The 18,465-nt window shown below is 34.2% G+C and carries 13 protein-coding genes; 10 read left to right on the top strand and 3 right to left on the bottom strand.

Annotated elements, in window-relative coordinates:
- The first annotated feature begins 283 nt into the window (after window positions 1-283).
- From ACNQGO_RS03875 to ACNQGO_RS03860, 4 genes are all read left to right on the top strand, one after another.
- The gene (locus ACNQGO_RS03875) at window positions 284-3,121 is read left to right on the top strand and encodes a carboxypeptidase-like regulatory domain-containing protein (protein WP_417984270.1); all 2,838 of its coding nucleotides are present in this window, start codon (window positions 284-286) and stop codon (window positions 3,119-3,121) included.
- 11 nt (window positions 3,122-3,132) lie between these two features.
- Window positions 3,133-4,488: a DUF5689 domain-containing protein gene (locus ACNQGO_RS03870; protein ID WP_417984268.1), complete on the top strand. Its 1,356-nt coding sequence runs from the start codon at window positions 3,133-3,135 to the stop codon at window positions 4,486-4,488.
- Window positions 4,489-4,546: 58 nt separating this feature from the next.
- Entirely contained in the window at window positions 4,547-4,996 is a 450-nt protein-coding gene (locus tag ACNQGO_RS03865; protein WP_417984266.1) for an FKBP-type peptidyl-prolyl cis-trans isomerase, read from the top strand.
- A gap of 192 nt (window positions 4,997-5,188) precedes the next feature.
- Window positions 5,189-6,055, top strand: a complete 867-nt coding sequence (locus tag ACNQGO_RS03860; RefSeq protein ID WP_417984264.1) for a hypothetical protein — start codon at window positions 5,189-5,191, stop codon at window positions 6,053-6,055.
- 66 nt (window positions 6,056-6,121) lie between these two features.
- On the opposite strand, the gene ACNQGO_RS03855 is transcribed toward ACNQGO_RS03860, so the two are convergent.
- Together ACNQGO_RS03855 and ACNQGO_RS03850 are read right to left on the bottom strand one after the other, a co-directional pair.
- Window positions 6,122-8,239, bottom strand: coding sequence for a glycoside hydrolase family 97 protein (locus ACNQGO_RS03855; RefSeq protein ID WP_417984262.1), 2,118 nt, complete (start codon window positions 8,237-8,239; stop codon window positions 6,122-6,124).
- 316 nt (window positions 8,240-8,555) lie between these two features.
- Window positions 8,556-10,202: a DUF6377 domain-containing protein gene (locus ACNQGO_RS03850; RefSeq protein ID WP_417984260.1), complete on the bottom strand. Its 1,647-nt coding sequence runs from the start codon at window positions 10,200-10,202 to the stop codon at window positions 8,556-8,558.
- 240 nt (window positions 10,203-10,442) lie between these two features.
- Here ACNQGO_RS03850 and hflX point away from each other — a divergent pair, with 240 nt between their 5' ends.
- Window positions 10,443-11,693 (top strand): GTPase HflX, encoded by a 1,251-nt coding sequence (hflX, locus tag ACNQGO_RS03845; protein WP_417975980.1) that lies wholly within the window; start codon window positions 10,443-10,445, stop codon window positions 11,691-11,693.
- Between the two features lie 250 nt (window positions 11,694-11,943).
- Entirely contained in the window at window positions 11,944-12,570 is a 627-nt protein-coding gene (locus tag ACNQGO_RS03840) for a hypothetical protein (protein ID WP_417948095.1), read from the top strand.
- Window positions 12,571-13,002: 432 nt separating this feature from the next.
- Here the strand turns inward: ACNQGO_RS03840 and ACNQGO_RS03835 are convergent, their stop codons facing one another.
- Complete coding sequence (locus ACNQGO_RS03835; protein WP_417946954.1) at window positions 13,003-14,517, bottom strand: S8 family peptidase; 1,515 nt, start codon at window positions 14,515-14,517, stop codon at window positions 13,003-13,005.
- Window positions 14,518-14,894: 377 nt separating this feature from the next.
- On the opposite strand from ACNQGO_RS03835, the gene ACNQGO_RS03830 reads away from it, so the two are divergent.
- The 4 genes from ACNQGO_RS03830 (at window position 14,895) to ACNQGO_RS03815 (ending at window position 18,442) form a co-directional block, all read left to right on the top strand.
- Entirely contained in the window at window positions 14,895-15,089 is a 195-nt protein-coding gene (locus ACNQGO_RS03830; protein ID WP_417946955.1) for a hypothetical protein, read from the top strand.
- Window positions 15,090-15,425: 336 nt separating this feature from the next.
- Window positions 15,426-15,836, top strand: a complete 411-nt coding sequence (locus ACNQGO_RS03825; protein WP_417984258.1) for a hypothetical protein — start codon at window positions 15,426-15,428, stop codon at window positions 15,834-15,836.
- A gap of 28 nt (window positions 15,837-15,864) precedes the next feature.
- On the top strand, window positions 15,865-16,221 hold the full coding sequence (locus ACNQGO_RS03820; RefSeq protein ID WP_417984256.1) for a hypothetical protein: 357 nt from the start codon (window positions 15,865-15,867) through the stop codon (window positions 16,219-16,221).
- A gap of 175 nt (window positions 16,222-16,396) precedes the next feature.
- Entirely contained in the window at window positions 16,397-18,442 is a 2,046-nt protein-coding gene (locus tag ACNQGO_RS03815; RefSeq protein WP_417984254.1) for a M48 family metallopeptidase, read from the top strand.
- Window positions 18,443-18,465: the final 23 nt, after the last annotated feature.

Genomic DNA, 18,465 nt, shown 5'->3' with positions numbered 1-18,465 from the left:
ATACATTTATTCTTATAATTCTTTCTAGTAAAATAATAATTAGACGCTGAAATAGAAATACCACATTTTTCAGCACGATTGTATTTAAGACTTATACCACTTTTCCAAAATTTACATTTAGTTATTTTTAAGTTGTTGTCCCAAGTGGGAGGACTAGTTCTATGCTTTTTGTTCAACCGTTAAATTAATTTAAACGGTTGAATGACTGGTTAGAAATTCTAAAAATCAAATGGGTATTGATTGTAATATTAGAGCAATCCCAGTATCATTATAATGTGAATCTATGAATAAATTATGGGTGGTTTTTTTCTTTTTAGTTCAAGTAGGTTCTGTTGTCGCGCAAAATAAGACTGGTTTTTTTGGTAAGGTTGTCGATTCTAAAACTCAAAACCCATTAAGTTTTGTGGTGGTTAGTGTCCAGAATTCGGCACTCATGCAACTTACAAACGAAGATGGTACTTTTAGTTTTGAAAACGTTCCAGCAGGAAATATTTTAGTACTCATACACAGCCAAGGATTCCAAGACGGCTTGTATCCCGTAGCAATCACCGCTGACAACATGCTGGATTTAGGCACGATAACGCTAGAGGAAGACCAATCTATAGAACAACAAAGTAGCATTATAACGCTTATGGAAAGCGATTTTAGTGATGAAAATAACAGTTCTGAAAACACTTCGGGACTGTTGCAATCTTCTCGTGATGCTTTTTTGCAAGCTGCAGCTTTCAATTGGGGACAGGTTCGTTTTAGAGTTCGGGGTTTAGATAGCGAGCATGCTACCATGATGATTAATGGAGTGGTGATGAATAAAATCTATGATGGGCGTCCGCAATGGGGCGAGTGGGGCGGATTGAATGATGCGCTGCGCAATCAGGAATTCACACTAGGAACTGCGCCTTCGGATTATACATTTGGAGGTATTTTAGGAACGCAGGAAATCAACACACGAGCTTCTATTTACAGACCTGGCACCCGAATTTCTTTTTCAGGAACCAATACTAATTACAGTTGGCGCACTATGGCCACACATGCATCAGGAATGAATTCAAGAGGTTGGGCATATGTAGTTTCGGCAGGAAAACGCTGGGCACAAGAAGGCTATTTTGAAGGTACAAATTATGATGCTAATTCTTTTTTTATGAGCGTCGAAAAAAGATTGAGTGAGCGGCACTCATTAAATCTAACTGCACTTTATACCCCCAATTCTAGAGCTAAAAATTCTCCAAATACCGCGGAAGTGACACAATTGACTACTATTAGATACAACTCTTATTGGGGTTTTCAAGACGGTAAAAAGAGAAATTCTCGTGTAAAAACCATTGAAGAACCTACCATCATGCTCAATCATTATTTTAAAATCAATGATAAAGTCAATTTGAATTCAAGCGTGATGTATCAATTTGGTAAAGTTGCGAATAGCAATATTGATTATCAAAATGCAAATAGTCCAGATCCAACATATTACAGAAAAATGCCTAGTTTTTACAGCTCACTTTATGCGCCAGATAATGGAGAATTTTCGGGAGCATTTACTCCAGATTTTGAAAATGCAGCCAAAAGTAAAGAAGCCTTTTTAGCCAATCCGCAAATAGATTGGAGCGCGATTTACCAAGCCAACCAGAATCCAATTTTTGATTCGAATGGAACAATTACGGGTTATGATCCTGCAAGAAGTAAGTATGTGTTGTACGAAGACCAAATTGAAGATCAAACAGCAGTTGCGACAACTAATTTGAATGCTGTACTCTCGGAACATATCGTTCTCAATGCAGGAGCATCTTTTAAAAAGTTACAATCACATAATTTTCAAAAGCTTGTAGATTTACTTGGCGGTTCTTATTTTGATGATATTGATGCGTTTTACAGAGGAAATCAATCGAAGTCAGATTTGAATAATCCAGATCGGCAAGTAGTGGTGGGTGATACGTATGGATACAATTATAATTTGTTTGCCACTACTTTAGAGGCATTTACGCAGTTCAAATTCACGTACAATAAAGTAGATTTTTATTTGGCTCAAAATTTTTCGAGCAGTATGTATCAAAGAGAAGGCTTGTACAAAAACGGACTTTATCCCACCAATTCTTTTGGGAAAAGTGAGCAAGTAATCTTTGAAAACTTTGGCTTCAAAGCCGGATTGCAGTTAAAGATTTCGGGTAAACAGTTAGTGACTTTCAATGCGGCACATTTGACTAAAGCGCCATCCCTTCGGAACACTTTTGCTAATTCACGATTAAACAATTCTATTGTCAACGACCTAGAAAACGAAAGCCTAAACAGTGTAGATGCCAGCTACATTTTTCGATCCCCAAAACTGAAAGCCCGAATTACAGCCTATTATGCATTGTTAAAAAATGCAACCCAAATTTCCTTTTTTTATGCCGAAGGGATTTTTGATGATGGCGCAGGTTATTTAAGCACCGATGCTTTTGTAAGTCAAACGTTGACACAATTGAACAAAAAGAATATCGGAGGAGAATTAAGTTTAGAATATCAATTAAGTCAAACTTTTAAAACTACTTTTTCGGCAGCTTTTGGAGAATATACGTATGACAGTAATCCAAATGTTACTTTGACTAATGATGCTCAAGCTTCAGTTGACAATACCAATCCGGTTTTTGATTTTGGTAAAGCTTCACTCAAAAATTACAAGCAAGCGGGAATGCCACAACGCGCATATTCATTAGGATTAGAGTATCGAGACCCCAAGTATTGGTGGATTAGTGCCAATGTGAATTACCTCACGAATAGTTACATTGATATTGCTCCAATTTCCAGAACGGAAATTTTTTATAAAAATCCAGCCAGCGGTTTCAATTTTCCAGAAGCGACTGAAGAACGGGCTGCGCAATTGCTAAAACAAGAAAAATTTGATCCAATAACGCTAGTCAATCTCGTAGGTGGAAAATCATGGAAAATCTACGGAAAGAACGTTGGGATTTTTGCCAGTATCAATAATGTGCTGAACCGTACCTATAAAACGGGCGGATTTGAACAAGCGCGAAATGCTAATTTTAGGCAAATTGATCAAGACGTTTCCAGCGGAACTCCTTCTTTTGGACCAAAATATTTTTACGGATATGGCCGAACGTATTTCGTGAATCTCAACATCAATCTTTAAAAATAAAATCTATGAAATCAGTTTTTCACAAAGCCTTATTGTTTTTGTTGCTTGTATTTTGTTTCGAAAGTTGCGTGACGGATGAGGTTGCTGCGCCAAAACTCATTTGTACGCAACCCGATTTAACACCAAATAAAAAGGTTAGCGATGTGTATGCAGTTACAAATGCCCTTGTGTCCCAATATAAGTATGATGATGTCATTGAGGCCTATGTAGTTTCTAGCGATGAAGCCGGAAATTTTTTCAAATCGATTTCCTTTCAAACTTTGGCGACAGCCACAACACCCGCTACGGGATTTAGTGTTCCCGTAGATGCAAGCAATCTTTATATCGAATTTAGAGTGGGCAATAAAGTCTATGTCAAATTGAAAGATCAGTTTACGGATCTTTATTTTGGGGGTATGCGTATTGGCGGTCTATTTGTAACCGCAGGAAATCAAGGCGCGGTGGGTCGACTCTCGCAAAACGATTACAAAAAAATATTGAACGCCTCGTGTACCCAAGTAAAAGAAGAAGAGTTGGTTCGGTCTTTGACCCTGTCAGAATTATTGAATGATTCGAATTTAAATACCTTAGTAGAATTATCAGAGGTGCAGTTTGTAGAAGAAGCAATAGGGCGCCATTATTTTGAGGAAGCCAATAATGTAGGCGGTGCTACAAACTGGAATTTAGTTGATAAATCAGGGAATCAGGTTTACTTGAGAACGAGTAGTTTTGCAGATTTTGCCACAAAGATTGTTCCTAAGGGTAGCGGAAAAGTACGGGGTATTTTAACCAAATTTGGAACGGATTACCAACTCTTACCACGTTCAGAAAAAGATGTGATGCTTACTGGAGAAAGGGCAGTTCCTTTTTTTGCACAAGATTTTAAAACTATTGTAGACCGATCGAATGTAAGTTTGCCAGGTTGGGCAAATATTATTCAAAACGGTTCCATTGCTTGGCGTGGCGGATTTTCGGCTGGGAATGGATATGCTGAATTTTATTTTTCGGGAACCCGAGTACTTTCTAATGCGGCTTGGTTGATTTCTCCAAAAATTGATATGGATGTACACACCAAGGAAATGTTGACTTTTAGAACGGCTCAGCATCATTTAGATGTCGATTCACCATTGAATGCCCTAGAGGTTTATGTTTCTACCAATTTTGATGGTGTCAATGTTACTGGGGCAACTTGGACGCGGTTGGGTGTGAAATTACCCAATCAAGCGACACCATGGTATCAGTTTGTAGGCAGCGGAGCGGTTGATTTATCAGCGTATACTGGAAAAATTAACGTTGCTTTTAAATATGTTGGTTCAGGTCGAAACCTAGCACTTGATGGATCATTTCTAGTAGATGATGTGCAAGTTTTTGGAGTCAAATAATTTTTATTATGGCAATAATCGAAATCACTATATTTGCCATTATTTTAAAATTGAAATCATGAAATACGCCTTACTTTCCATTATTTTTACTCTTTTTATCTCTTGTTCAAAAGAGAAAGAAGTAGATTATGTTGCCCAAAATGAAGAAGAAATTGCTGCTTATGTAGCCAAAAATAAATTGAATGCTCAACGTAGTGATTCGGGTTTGTACTATATCATCAATGAAGCGGGTACGGGAAAACAACCTACTGCAACATCAAATGTAACTGTAGCATACAAAGGATATTTCACAAACGGAAGCGTTTTTGATCAAAGCAATGCCGACGGAATTTCATTTGGTTTGCAGCAAGTGATTCGCGGTTGGACCGAAGGAATTCCTTATTTTAAAGAAGGCGGAAGCGGTATTCTTTTAGTTCCTGCTCATTTGGGTTATGGGAGTAGTGATTACAGTGGTATTCCTGGTGGTTCTGTACTTATTTTTGAAGTAAAATTGATCAAAGTAAATTAACTTCATTCTAAAGGCACTACTAAGTCTAAACGGAAATATATAAAGCAGGAGTTGTCAATCGTAAAGACAACTCCTGCTTTTTTTAGTAGCCTATTTTGCTGCAGTAAGGCATCGTTCGAAAGTTACAGCGTATAATTTGAATTAAAAATTTAGTTTCGTACTTTGCCAATCCCAAATTCATACCAAACCCAAATGAAAACCTACCTTATTATTTTATTTATGTTAGCTTGTCCTTGTTTAATGCAGAGCCAAGCTTCAGAAAACATCGTTAAGCTCAAGCAAATTAATATTGTAAAAACTAATTTTCGCAATCTCAAAAGCGGAGAAATTGTTAACAAAACCATCTTCTTTAAGGACGGAAAACTACAATCCATTAAAACCTCAGACGTTATTCAGAGTTTTTTTTACAATACCAAAGAACTTTTAGACATGACCGTCAAAGAAAGAGTTGGCAGCAACTGGAAAGAAGTGATTAATTATGGGTACAATAAAGACGAACAATTGACCAAGTTGATCAAAGAATACGAGGAGAATGGCGAGCAAGTGACAAAAACGGTCACGATTACGTATGAAGGACCTCGAGTAAAAGTGATTACCAAAAAAAGCAACAGTCCGCAATCTCAAATGGAAGATATTGAATATGTGATTGAAAATGGATTGATCAACAGACGTTTGACCCGAGATCGGAACCAGCAGATTGTGAATAAAATAGAATATGTGTATTTCAAAGAAAATATTGTCCGCCACAAAGGACTTATTGGAGACAAATCTATGAAGAATTATACGTTTGACGACAAAAATTCGGTCAACGCATTAATGGTGCAAAATATTTTTGGAGCCAATTATAAAGTGATTGTCCCCTTAGTTTCTTTTCATGAAGAAGAATTTGATTTAGGATCAATCGGCGTAAACAATGAACTGGTTTTCTCCTCGACTGCTATAAACGCTATTGGTAAAACTCGAAAATACAAGTACAATGCTGCAAACTATCCTGTTTCCTGCTCGCTTGTTGAAGAAAACGGAATCGTAAAAACAGAATTCAGTTATGTGTATGAGTAAATAATAGCAAAATTTATTTTTATAATTGTAAAAAGGCAGTCTAGATTAGACTGCCTTTTTGATTTATTACTTTTTTATTTCAACTATACTAATGGCATAGCCGCCTCCAGCTGCCGAAAGTTGACTAATTTTCGATTTGTTAGTCACCGCTATTTTTCGAATTGAATAGGCTTGTGGGTTGGTTTTGTAATGCGCTTCTTTTGCATCAGCATAAATCGTAGCCATGTATTTTTTTCCTTTGTCTAAGAAATCAAATGAGATGGTAGCGTTACGTGGAGTTTCACCATTCACGTTACCTACGAACCAGTTGTTCGTTCCTTTTGCTTTTCGGGCAACCGTAATATAATCTCCGGGTTCTGCTTCTAGATATTTACTATCAGACCAATCTACAGCTACGTCTTTTATGAATTGAAAAGCATCTGGAAATTGATCGTAATGCTCGATTAAATCGGCTGCCATTTGCAACGGAGAATACATGGTTACGTATAGCGCCAATTGATTTGCCAACGTGCTGTTGACATGAGAGCTATTGTTAGGACTGAATTTTTTGATATCCATTTCAAAAATTCCTGGAGTGTAATCCATAGGTCCGCCAATCAATCGTGTAAATGGCAAAAGAGTAACGTGGTTTGGTTTTGAACCACCAAAAGCTTGAAATTCAGTTCCTCTTGCAGATTCGTTACCAATCATATTTGGGTACGTTCTACAAATCCCAGTAGGACGAACGGCTTCATGTGCATTAATCATAATTTTATAATCGGCTGCTTTTTCGACTACATATTGGTAATGATTGATGATGGATTGACTGTAATGGTGTTCACCAATAGGTAAAATGGGTCCCACGTAACCACTTTTTACCGCTTCATAACCATTGTCGTTCATGAATTGAAATGCTTTGTCTAAGTGACGTTCGTAGTTTCTAGTAGAACCAGAAGTTTCATGGTGCATGATCATTTTTACATTTTTAGATTTAGCATAATCATGAATTCCTTTCACATCAAAATCAGGATAAGGTGTTACAAAATCAAAAACATAATCTTTGGCATGACCAAACCAATCTTCCCAACCTTGATTCCAGCCTTCTACTAATACGCCGTCAAAGCCATGTTGTGCTGCAAAATCGATATATTCTTTTACATGAGCGGTATTGGCAGCATGTGTGCCGTTTGGTTTTGCTGTAGAATAATCAGTAATTCCAAGTTGTACTGCTGGAAAATCGTTGGTATAAGACCAAGAGCTTTTTCCTGTGATCATTTCCCACCAAACACCAACGTATTTTACGGGTTTTATCCAGGAGGTATCTTCAATTTTACAAGGCTCGTTGAGGTTTAAAGTCATTTTAGAACTTAAAATTTCTCTAGCATCATCACTCACAATAATCGTTCTCCAAGGCGATTGAGAAGGCGTTTGCATGTAGCCTTTATCGCCTACTGCATCTGGAGTTAAATGCGATTCGAAAATCATGTTTTTATCATCTAAATCCAAGTTCATAAGCGAATAGTTGATTAAAGCCGCTTCGTGTAGGTTGATGTAGATGCCATCATTCGATTTCATCATCAAAGAAGTTTGTACGCCAGTATCTGAAAACCAAGTTTGGGAGGCATTTTCGGTTCTTGCTTTAGAAGATAAACCTCTAATTTCAGATAATTTAGAAGTGGTATAATCGTATTCTTGTGTATCATAATCTCCCGAAATCCAATATGCTTTGTGATCGCCCGTCATCGCAAACTGGGTTTTTTCCTCTTTAATTATAAAATATACTAGGTTTTTTTGCGAAGGAAACTCATAACGGAAACCCAATCCATCGTCAAATAAACGAAACCGAATCACTAGTTGTCTATCGGTTCCTTTTTGATTTAAAGTCACTGCAAGTTCGTTATAATGATTGCGAATCGAAGCTACTTCTCCCCAAACAGGTGTCCAGTTTTCATCAAAAGTTGTTGTTTTTGTATCTAAAACAGTAAAATCATTTAGCAGTGATTTTTTGTCATTTTTTAACTCTAGACCTAATTTACTAGGTTTTACCACTGCTTTACTTTTATAATTCAAGCTGTACGTGGGCGTGCCATCATTTTGTAATGCAAATTCCATTACAAAATTTCCGTTTGGTGATTGTAACCTTTGAGCGTTGGTGGAGTTGAAAATCGTAAGCCACAAGAGCGCAGCGAAAAGAAATTGCTTCATTTTTTTTAGGTATAAATTAATAATTAGTCTTATGGTAGTTTAATCGTATTGTAATAAAAATGTTTTTTACGAAATCGATTTATTTAAAAACTCAAAAGTATTCCAGATTTCGATAAAGTAAAAGTAAACGCTTTATACGTTACCTATTTTTGCCATTTTAAAAAAGTAGATTGTTTTTTGATTTAGGTTATGCAATATGTTGAATAATAAGACATTATGTATATTTATCGTTCAAAAAAAGTGGTAGATATATAATAAAAAAGAGTGCTTGTAAGGTGTTTTAACCATCAAGTGCTCGTTGTACAACAGGTTTTTTCTATTTTAAATGGGTTCCAATACGCATTACTGAAGCTTCAAAATCTTCTCTTGGACCTGCAGCTTTATTCTTGAGTTGCGAACGGTAATTGTAAATTGTAGATACCGAATACCGCAGAAAAGTCGAAATTTTTGCACTGTCTTTGATGCCCAAGCGAATGAGTGCAAAAATTCGTAGTTCCGTATTCAGCAGTTCAACTTCCTTCAATTGTATTGCTTCATCATCAATTAATAAAGCGCTGAACTCTGTTATGAAATTAGGAAAGAGTTGGAGGAACGTCTTGTCGAAATTTGTGAGAAATGCTGCGAGTTCATTTTCGACAAATTGTTTTGATTTTACAGCACTAATCAGGTCATTCATTTTTCCTGTTGTTGCCATGACATTTAATTTTCGGCGGTATTCATCTAATTTACCAATATAATCTGAACACTGATCCATGTAGCGACCAATGTATATTTCTTTCAAAAGATTGGCTTCAGTCAGCGTATAATTGGTTTCATTTAGCTTTTCATTGAAAATGTTTAATTCGGTATTTAACTCCGAAAGCTTGCTATTAGCCAAACTTAAGTCTTGCTTTGCTTTGGATACTTTTTTTATTTGCTTAAAAAGTAAAAAAAGCACCACCAACAGGAACACAGATAATATACTGGCACTTATTAAAAAGAGAACCAATTGAAAGCGATTGGTTTCATTTTGTTTTTGATACGCCTCATTGATAATGGGCAACATCTTCGATATTTCGTAGGTTCGTAAGCGCGCATTACAAAAAAGAGCATCTTCAAGCGAGCGTTTTATGTATTTGTAAGCGCGATCAATATCTCCGTTTTCATACATTAGAAAAGCCAAAGAACGCAGCGAAATATATTCCTTTTTGGCCAACTGTAAATCGGAAATAGCCGAAATAATCAGCCATTTTTTCTCCTGCTCAGCATCTTTTTTTTGGCGATAGCCCTGAGAAATCATGTATGCAATTACCGCTCGGTCCTCACTGTTATGCGCAATAGTGGGGAAATAGTTCAGTAATAAAGCTACTGTTTCATTGTGTTTTCCTGCTTGTAGAAGGGTACTGGACTTTGCCATAATGTACGCACTTGATTGTGGTTTGTAGTACCTTAAGGACGAATCTCGGTACTTCTGAGTCAAGTCAACATACTTCTTTTTTTCTTGAGGCGAAGCTGCATAATCAGACATATAGCCATAAACGTAGCTTTCTACCGTAAAATAATAGCCTATTAGTTTTGGTGAGGTAGCGATGTTAATTTTAGTAAGAATATCAGTCGCTTCCTTGTACATTCCTAATGTTCCCATTATGGAAGCCAAATTTAACCGGGAGTGATTGATTTTATGAATATCATTAAGTTTTTCAGCAATTTGAAAACTCTTTCGGGCGTAAACCATCGCTGAATCGGACTGGTAAGATTTATACCCCGCATACAATTTTTCGTAAATATTATAGCGTTGTGACGCAGAAGAAGAGTAGGAGAGTAGTTCTTTGAGCTTGTTTATTTCACCCTCTTTTGTACCGGAATACAAAGCATAATTAGCCACCGATTGATCCAATTCTTCCAGCAATTCCTCAAAATTATTTTGTGCAAAAAGAACAACAGGAAACAAGAATGCAATAAGTAGTATCAAAAAGCGATTCATTCAAATTGGGATTAAGTAGGTGTAAAAATAATTAAAAATCTAGAAGAACCTTAAAAGTATGGGTTGCCATTGCAAGAGTTTTTAAAACAAGCATTTATTTGTTAATTTCCTTCGGGGTTTTTTGGTCGAATATTTTGTCTGAACAGAATACTATCATTATTCACGGCTTCTTATTTTTTTATAAACGTACAATTAGATAAGTATCTGACAAATCATTAAATTTGTAGCTTATTCAAAGACATGTTAGAAAAACAAGTATTAAATTTCGAAAAAACAGCTATTGTAGGTATCGTAACCCAAAATCAAAGTGAACAAAAACTGAACGAATATCTTGATGAATTAGAGTTTTTGACCTTTACCGCAGGTGGCCAAGTAGTGAAACGCTTTTCGCAAAAAATGGAACGACCTAATCCTAAAACTTTTGTAGGAACTGGAAAAATTGAAGAGATTCACCTTTTTGTCAAAGAAAACGAAATATCAACCTTGGTATTTGATGATGAATTGTCGCCATCCCAGCAAAAAAATATATCTAAAATCATAACCGAATGCAAAATTCTGGACAGGACGCACTTGATCCTTGATATTTTTGCGCAACGTGCCGAAACTTCCTATGCGAGAACGCAGGTCGAACTAGCGCAATGCATTTATATGCTGCCTCGCTTGTCCGGATTGTGGACGCACTTAGAACGTCAAAAAGGAGGAATCGGGATGCGCGGACCTGGGGAAACTGAGATCGAAACAGACCGACGTATTGTACGTGACCGAATCGCTTTATTGAAAGATAAAATCAAAGCAATCGACAAACAAATGGGAACGCAACGTGGCAATCGTGGCGCAATGGTTCGTGTGGCTCTGGTAGGATATACTAATGTGGGGAAATCGACATTGATGAATGCCGTGGGTAAAAGTGATGTTTTTGTAGAGAACAAACTTTTTGCAACACTAGACACAACAGTTCGAAAAGTAGTCATCAAAAACTTGCCCTTCTTGCTTTCGGATACCGTAGGATTTATCAGGAAACTGCCAACGCAACTAGTTGATTCATTCAAAAGTACGCTCGATGAGGTTCGTGAAGCCGATTTGCTTTTGCACGTAGTAGATATTTCGCACCCAGAGTTTGAAGATCATATCGCCTCGGTAAACCAAACTTTATTAGACATCAAGGCCAATGACAAACCGGTAATCATGGTGTTTAATAAAATCGATGCGTACCAGCATTTGACGATTGATGAAGACGATTTAATGACCGAAAAAACGCCAAGACATTACACGCTAGAAGAGTGGAAAGCGACTTGGATGAGCCGAGTGGGCGAAGAAAATGCATTGTTTATTTCGGCTACGCACAAAGAAAATTTCGAAGAGTTTAGAGAACGCGTGTACGAAGCCGTAAGGCAAATTCACATCACACGTTTCCCCTACAACAAATTCTTGTATCCGGATTACAAAGACGCGGTAGAGAAAGAAGAAAAAGACGAAGAAGAAAACGAATAATGTTCTTTTACACATAAAATACAGCATCCCTTTTGACATTTCAAGAGGGATTTTTTTTGGGCATGTCCCAGCTTCCTCGGCGTTACAGCTGCGTCAGGCTGTTCGTTTCAATCTTTATATTTCGCTTCGCTACATAAAAGGATTTCCACTGCCATCCTTCATGCGGGGCTTGGTGGTGTACTGGCTAGTATTAGTTCATAGACTATTTGTAAGAAAAAATTAATATATTTGAAACAAATAAAACTGACACTTGTCAGACAAAGCAACCCAATATTTGGGTGATAGGTTTGATTTTGTTAGATGTATATACGAGTTAGCCGTTATTTTAAACAAAATCACAAATATTATGATACTAAAAAGTGAAAGGCCTTATAATATTGAGGAAATTGAATTACTGAAAAAAAGAAAAAATTCTATTTGGCAACATTTTGAAAATTTTGCAAAAAAATGGCTTATTGTGATTTTAATATTAATCTTACCGTTATTAGGATTTGATAAGTTTATCGCAAAAGTTTCTTCAGAAACGCAACTAATAATTTTAATTCCTGTATTAATTATTTCCATTTTGGTTTCATTTTTCTTAATGAAAAGAAACGGTGAAACAAATTGGAACAAAAAGATTGAAAATGAAATAGAAAATGGAAAAGCACAAATTCTTAGAATTAAAACAAGTAAAGTAATAAAAAGACAAGAAACATATGATTTCGGTTCAGGATTTTACCTAAAAATCAGCGAAAATGAAACTATATACCTTCAAGGTCAAATTTATGACGAATTACATTACGTTAAAAAATTTCCAAATACAGATTTTGAAATTTCAAAAACATTATTAACACAAGATGATTTCTTAAACATTAATTTTTTGGAGAATATTTAAAACCTGAAAAAAAATTAAATGCTTTCTTAAAAGAAGATTATGAAAATGAAAAAGTTCATTATAATGGAGATATATTGAAAGTTTCAATTGATGAAATAAAATAAAAACAACGGCTAACAGATAAGGTCAACTTTATCATCATTACCTTTGATGACTTGGCAGCGGTTGAGGTATTTTTAAAAAAGCACAAGTTTGATTATAAACATATTACTAATTCAGGTAAACAGATAGAAAAACTTAAAATTGATGCATATCCAACAAGCTTAATTTTGGATAAAAATGGAGTTATTAAAATTGTAACCGCCGAAATAATTCCAGTACGTATGAAAGACATACAAACTACTCTTACGACTTTGTTATAAATTCAAAATTATTGAACATAAAAAAACCACTTAATCTTTTTAGCATTAAGTGGTTTTGCTTTTTTACAGTTTATTGAACGGCTTTTAAAGCATCAATGTTTCCGTGACCAAAATCAGGATTTTTAGTTGGGTAATATCTTGAGGATTGTTTCATTTTTGTGAGTACTTGATCTCTTGTCCAAGTTGGATTTTTGGCCCAAACTAATGCTGCAATTCCTGCAGTAGTGGCAGTAGCTACTGATGAACCACCCACATAATCAGATTGATTGTCGTAGTAACTTGTAACAGGAACTGTGTTTCCTCCTGTGGCTCTTTGCATGGCAATGGTGAAATCAATTTTATCTCCAGTGTGGCAAACATCACATTTTTGATAAGTAGTACCTTCTTTAACTCCAGTTACAGCCACTGCTTCGGGCATCCAAGCAGGGAAAATAACTCCAACAAAAGTGGTGAATGTTGTAGAAGTTCCTCCGGCGCAAAATATCAATTTGCCTCGGCTGTGAGCGTATTTTACAGCATCAGAAATTTTCCCTACCGAAAATATGTATCCCATAGACATAGAAATAATTTTTACATTTGGATTGTTTCCTAAACCAGTAAAGGCATCTTTAACACCATTTTGCTCGTGGTAGCCTTCTAGTAATACGTTTTCTGCCGCTCTATAGGTTACTAAGTTAGCATTATAAGCAACCCCAACAGGTAATCCTTTGTCATTTCTTGGCGCAGTAGCTACTGATGACATGCTGGTTCCGTGCCCACATAAATCACTAGAACCATCTGTTGCTGTGCTCCATGGCCAAATAGAATCTACAAATGTTCCAAATTTTTGAATAGTACGACCAGTTGATAAACCGTTGTTAAAACTAGAGCCTAGTAAAGTTTGGTTTGGTGAAGTACCAGTATCTATAACGCCTATTGTAATTCCTCTTCCGGTGCTGACATTCCAAGCCGATGGAATATTATGTTGGTAAAATGCCCAAGGCACTCTTGCATTAGGAGTGACAGTAGTAAAATCGGTGGTGTTTAAAGTAGAAGCTTCAAACCCGCAACCGGAGCTTGTGCTGGAGCTTGATTTCTCGTTTTGATTTTTTGGAGTTTCACCTAGAAAGCGGTAATCAGCAGGCTCAACGTATCTAACAAATTTAGTTTGTCTTAAGGCAAGAACGGTTTCTTGTTTGGTGATCACAACATCCATCAGATTTAAAAATGCATCCGAAGAAACTAAAATGTCCTTAATTTCTTTACCTTCATATTTAGAAATAAGTTGCAGTAAATCGTCTTGCATTTTTTGATTGTTAGATGATTTACTTCTATCGTAATCAGTTTCAGAATTTCCAAAACCAACTGTGATTAAGTTTTGTCCTTGTAAAGCGGCACTCCAAATCATTTGACTAGACATTTCACTCCAATGAAACTGTTTGTTTGAAGACAAAACTTGATTAATTGTGGCGTTAATTTGTGTTGGGGTCAACGGTTCTTTTTGCAAAGCATTTACCTTTACGGTTTGATTTTCATTTTCATCTCTGCTACACGAGGTGAATACAATAGCGGTTACGAGTACGAATCTAAAAAGTTTAAATGTCATATTGGTTTATTTTTGGTTAATAACTTGTGAATATAGCATTATTTTGTTATTAATTCTCAATACTGTGCTAAATAAAATTAAGACATATAAAATTCGACCATTTATTGAGTTTATACATTGAAATGGCAATTTTTTAAAATAGAACCTATTGCATGTTTTCTGGAGGAGGTTATATGTGTTCTTCAAATGGTTTATCTAACCATTTTTGCAAGGCAATTTTAACGAAAAGATTCAATCATATAAAAGAGACTAAATTGGACAAATACCAATCAAATTTTGATTGTGCTTTTAATGTTTTTAGAATGAGAATGGTAATTAAAGCCATCCAAACTTGAATCATAACTGCATTTTCGGATGTTCCTATAAATGATTTTGATATGATTGTAATAGACAAAAAAGCCGAATTTGTTTTTGAAAGAGTAAAAGTACTTATTAAAATAACAGTAATCTACGTCACACAACAGCTAGAGATTTGTTACTTACGCAGCACGAACAATGAAACACCAGTTGAACAGCCTGTCCCGTTTTTATGGCAGAACTGGTCACTGGCAGGAACTACGCATTTATTGTAAAGTTTTGAGAGAGAATCACAAGAGTGCTTTCAGTCTTGAGCGTTTTTAAAGCAAAATCGAGCTTAGAGAGATTAACATACGCAACAAAGGCATCTTAAATCGTACCTGGTTATCCGGACTGATAGTATCTTCTAAACAGGAAAAACGCACTTGTTTACGAGAAATACTTGTGATGTGCTGTATCCTTAAAAATACGAAAAATCTTCTTTTAATATAAGTTTTTTGTTATATTTGAGCATAGTAAAACGGAAGTTTTTTCACAGACTGACGTTGTGCGGCACTTTACTATAAAACGTACAAACCAAAACTAATTAAACAAAACCAAAATATAGAATAATGAAAAATTATTTTTTTATCTTATCAATTTTAATGTTTTCTAATAACATAGTTTCTCAAGAAATCACTCAAAAAAGTATAATTGGAAAATGGAAAGTGATTAACGTTTTGAAAAAAATTGACAATCCGAACCTAAAAGATATCGTAAAAAGTTTTAATACTGCATTGTTTGAATTTAAAGAGAATTCAGACTTCAAACTAACAACAACTGACAATTCAAAGTTGTTTTCTATGCTAACAAATATGACAAATAATTCTAAATGGAAATTAAACAAAAATGATTATGTAATTAATGTTGGTAACCAATCTGATGGATACAATATTTTGAAAATAATTATAGTAGAAGTCAATGGTAAAATAATTTTCCATTTGAGCGAAACAGAACTTGATTTAGAAGTACAAAAAGTTTAAAAACTGAGATGAAATATTTGACTTTAATTTGTTTTTTTTATTTATCGGGTGTTGCCATCAGGGTGAACATCATATTACTATTTATAATACTTCTGAAAAAGGTTTATATTGTAGAACATTTATAAACTCTAAAAACGAAAGTTTTAATTATTACTTAAAGAAAAATCATTCCTCAGACATAGGAATCGGGCTTGGTAAACAAGATTCTGAAATAGTAGACAAACATCCTGCCGAAAAAATTATAACTGTTATGTATTTTGACTCGATAGAATATATAAACCCGAATGAAAATTTTGAAAGATTAAAAACTACACAGAATTTAATCTTGAAGAAATATTCGAAAGAAGAATTGGAGAATTTAAACTGGAAAATAGATTATAAATAAAAAAGCGATCGCACAACAGCCGTTTTGAGTTAGCTGGAATTTAGTGGAATTATCGTTTCGCATCAAGTTTTCGTTAAGCCTAAATTTGTGCGGTTACGAACTTCCAGCCATCTCAAAGCAGAAATAAGATATGCAATTTTTACCAAAAAAATAGAAAATAAGAAAAAATAAAAAAATGAATATTGAAGTTTCGAATAATTTTAAAAAAATGACAACAAAAGCAATTATTTCAATTGCTTTATTTTTAATAGTTTACATTGTGCTTTTATTTTTAGCAATAGGTTTAACAATATTAAGTGTTGTAGGAGGATTTTATATTATTGCAGCAAAACCAATGGCAATTACTCTTGGTTTAGGTATTGGTTTAGCAAGTTTAGGGTTTTTTATACTTGCGTTTCTGTTCAAATTTATTTTCAAAAAACACAAAATTGACAGAAGTCACTTGACCGAAATTACAGAACAAACTGAACCTAAGTTGTTTAGATTTATAAGTGATATCGTTAAGGAAGTTGAAACAGATTTTCCCAAAAAAATATATTTATCCACAGATGTAAACGCAAGTGTATTTTATGATTCAAGTTTTTGGAGTATGTTTTTTCTAATTAAGAAAAACTTACAGATTGGTTTAGGGCTTGTAAACACAATTACTGAACAAGAATTTAAAGCAATTATGGCTCACGAATTTGGTCATTTTTCACAAAAAAGTATGAAAGGTGGAAGTTACGTTTATAATGTAAATCAAATAATCTTTAATATGCTTTTTGATAATGAGTCATTTGATAAAATGATTCAAAAATGGGCAAATGTAAGTGGTTATTTTTCAATTTTTGTTGTGATTGCATTAAGAATTATTGAAGCAATACAATGGATTTTAAAAAAAATGTATGATTACATAAATATCAACTATCTAGCACTTTCAAGAGAAATGGAATTTCACGCTGATGAAGTTGCTGCAAATGTTGCAGGTTTTTTACCTCTAAAAGAATCATTGTTAAGAATGGATTTAGCAGACCACTCTTATAATTCAGTGATTAACTTTTATGAAAACAAATTATCGGAAAACATTAAAAGTCAAAATATTTACAAAGAACAAAATTTTGTTTTAATCTTTTTAGCAAACGAAAGCGAATTGATATTTAAGAATGATTTACCATTAGTTTCTTCTTTGGATTTAAGTAAATTTAATAAATCTAAACTAATTATAAAAGACCAATGGGCTTCTCATCCGAGTACAGATGAGAGAATTTCAAATCTTGAAAGATTAAATATTACTAAAGAAAATTCAAATCAAGAATCGGCAAACTCATTGTTTCTTTCCATAGAAACACTTCAACAAAACTTAACAAATAAATTGTTTTCATTCGTTGAAAATTCAGATAAATTATTGTCCCTACAAATTGAGGATTTTAAAACTGAATATATTCAAAACTATGAAAAAAATACTTTTAACAAAGTTTACAATGGTTACTATGACAATAAAAACCCAAATTATTTCGAAATAAAAGGTGTAGAATCTTCAAATACAAATCAAAATGTAGAAATGTTTTTTAATAAAGAAAAGATAGATATGATTTATGATTTTATTGCGCTAGAAAATGACAAAAACACTTTGTTAAATATTGAGAGTAAAGTTTTTTTTATAAAAACATTTGATTACGACGGTCAAAAATTTAAAGCAAAAGAAACTAGCTTATTAATTCCAAAAATCGAAAAAGAAAAAGAAAATTTGAAAGTTGAAATAACTAATAATGATATCAGTATTTATTCTCATTTTTATTATTTAGCGAAAGAAAAAGGATTAGAAACAGAGCTAAAATCACAATACATTGCATTTTTTAAAAATGATAAAGAACACGACCAAAAATCGGAATTATATCTTAATTTGCTAAATGCAACAGAATTTGTTAGTAATGTTACACCATTCGAGCAAATAAAATCCAATTTCAATAGTCTCAAAAAATTGGAAACGGAACTAAAAAAAGAGATTTCAATTATTTTAGAAAATGAACTTTACAAATCAGAGCTAACGGAATTGATTAAAGAAAATTTTGATAAATACTTAAAAGAGAATTGGGTGTATTTTGCAAACGATGAATACATCGATTATGAATTACAAATTCTTTTTAAATCCCTTAATGATTATAGTTATCTAATTTCAAGAGGATATTTTTTAATTAAGAAAGATTTACTAAATTTTAAAGCTGAACTATTATCTAAATAAAAAAACATTTCATAACACGCTAC

The organism is Flavobacterium frigidum (genome assembly GCF_048286735.1).
Lineage (GTDB): Bacteria > Bacteroidota > Bacteroidia > Flavobacteriales > Flavobacteriaceae > Flavobacterium.
The sequence above is the reverse complement of the archived record's forward strand: the minus strand, read 5'-3'. Positions and strand labels throughout refer to the sequence as shown.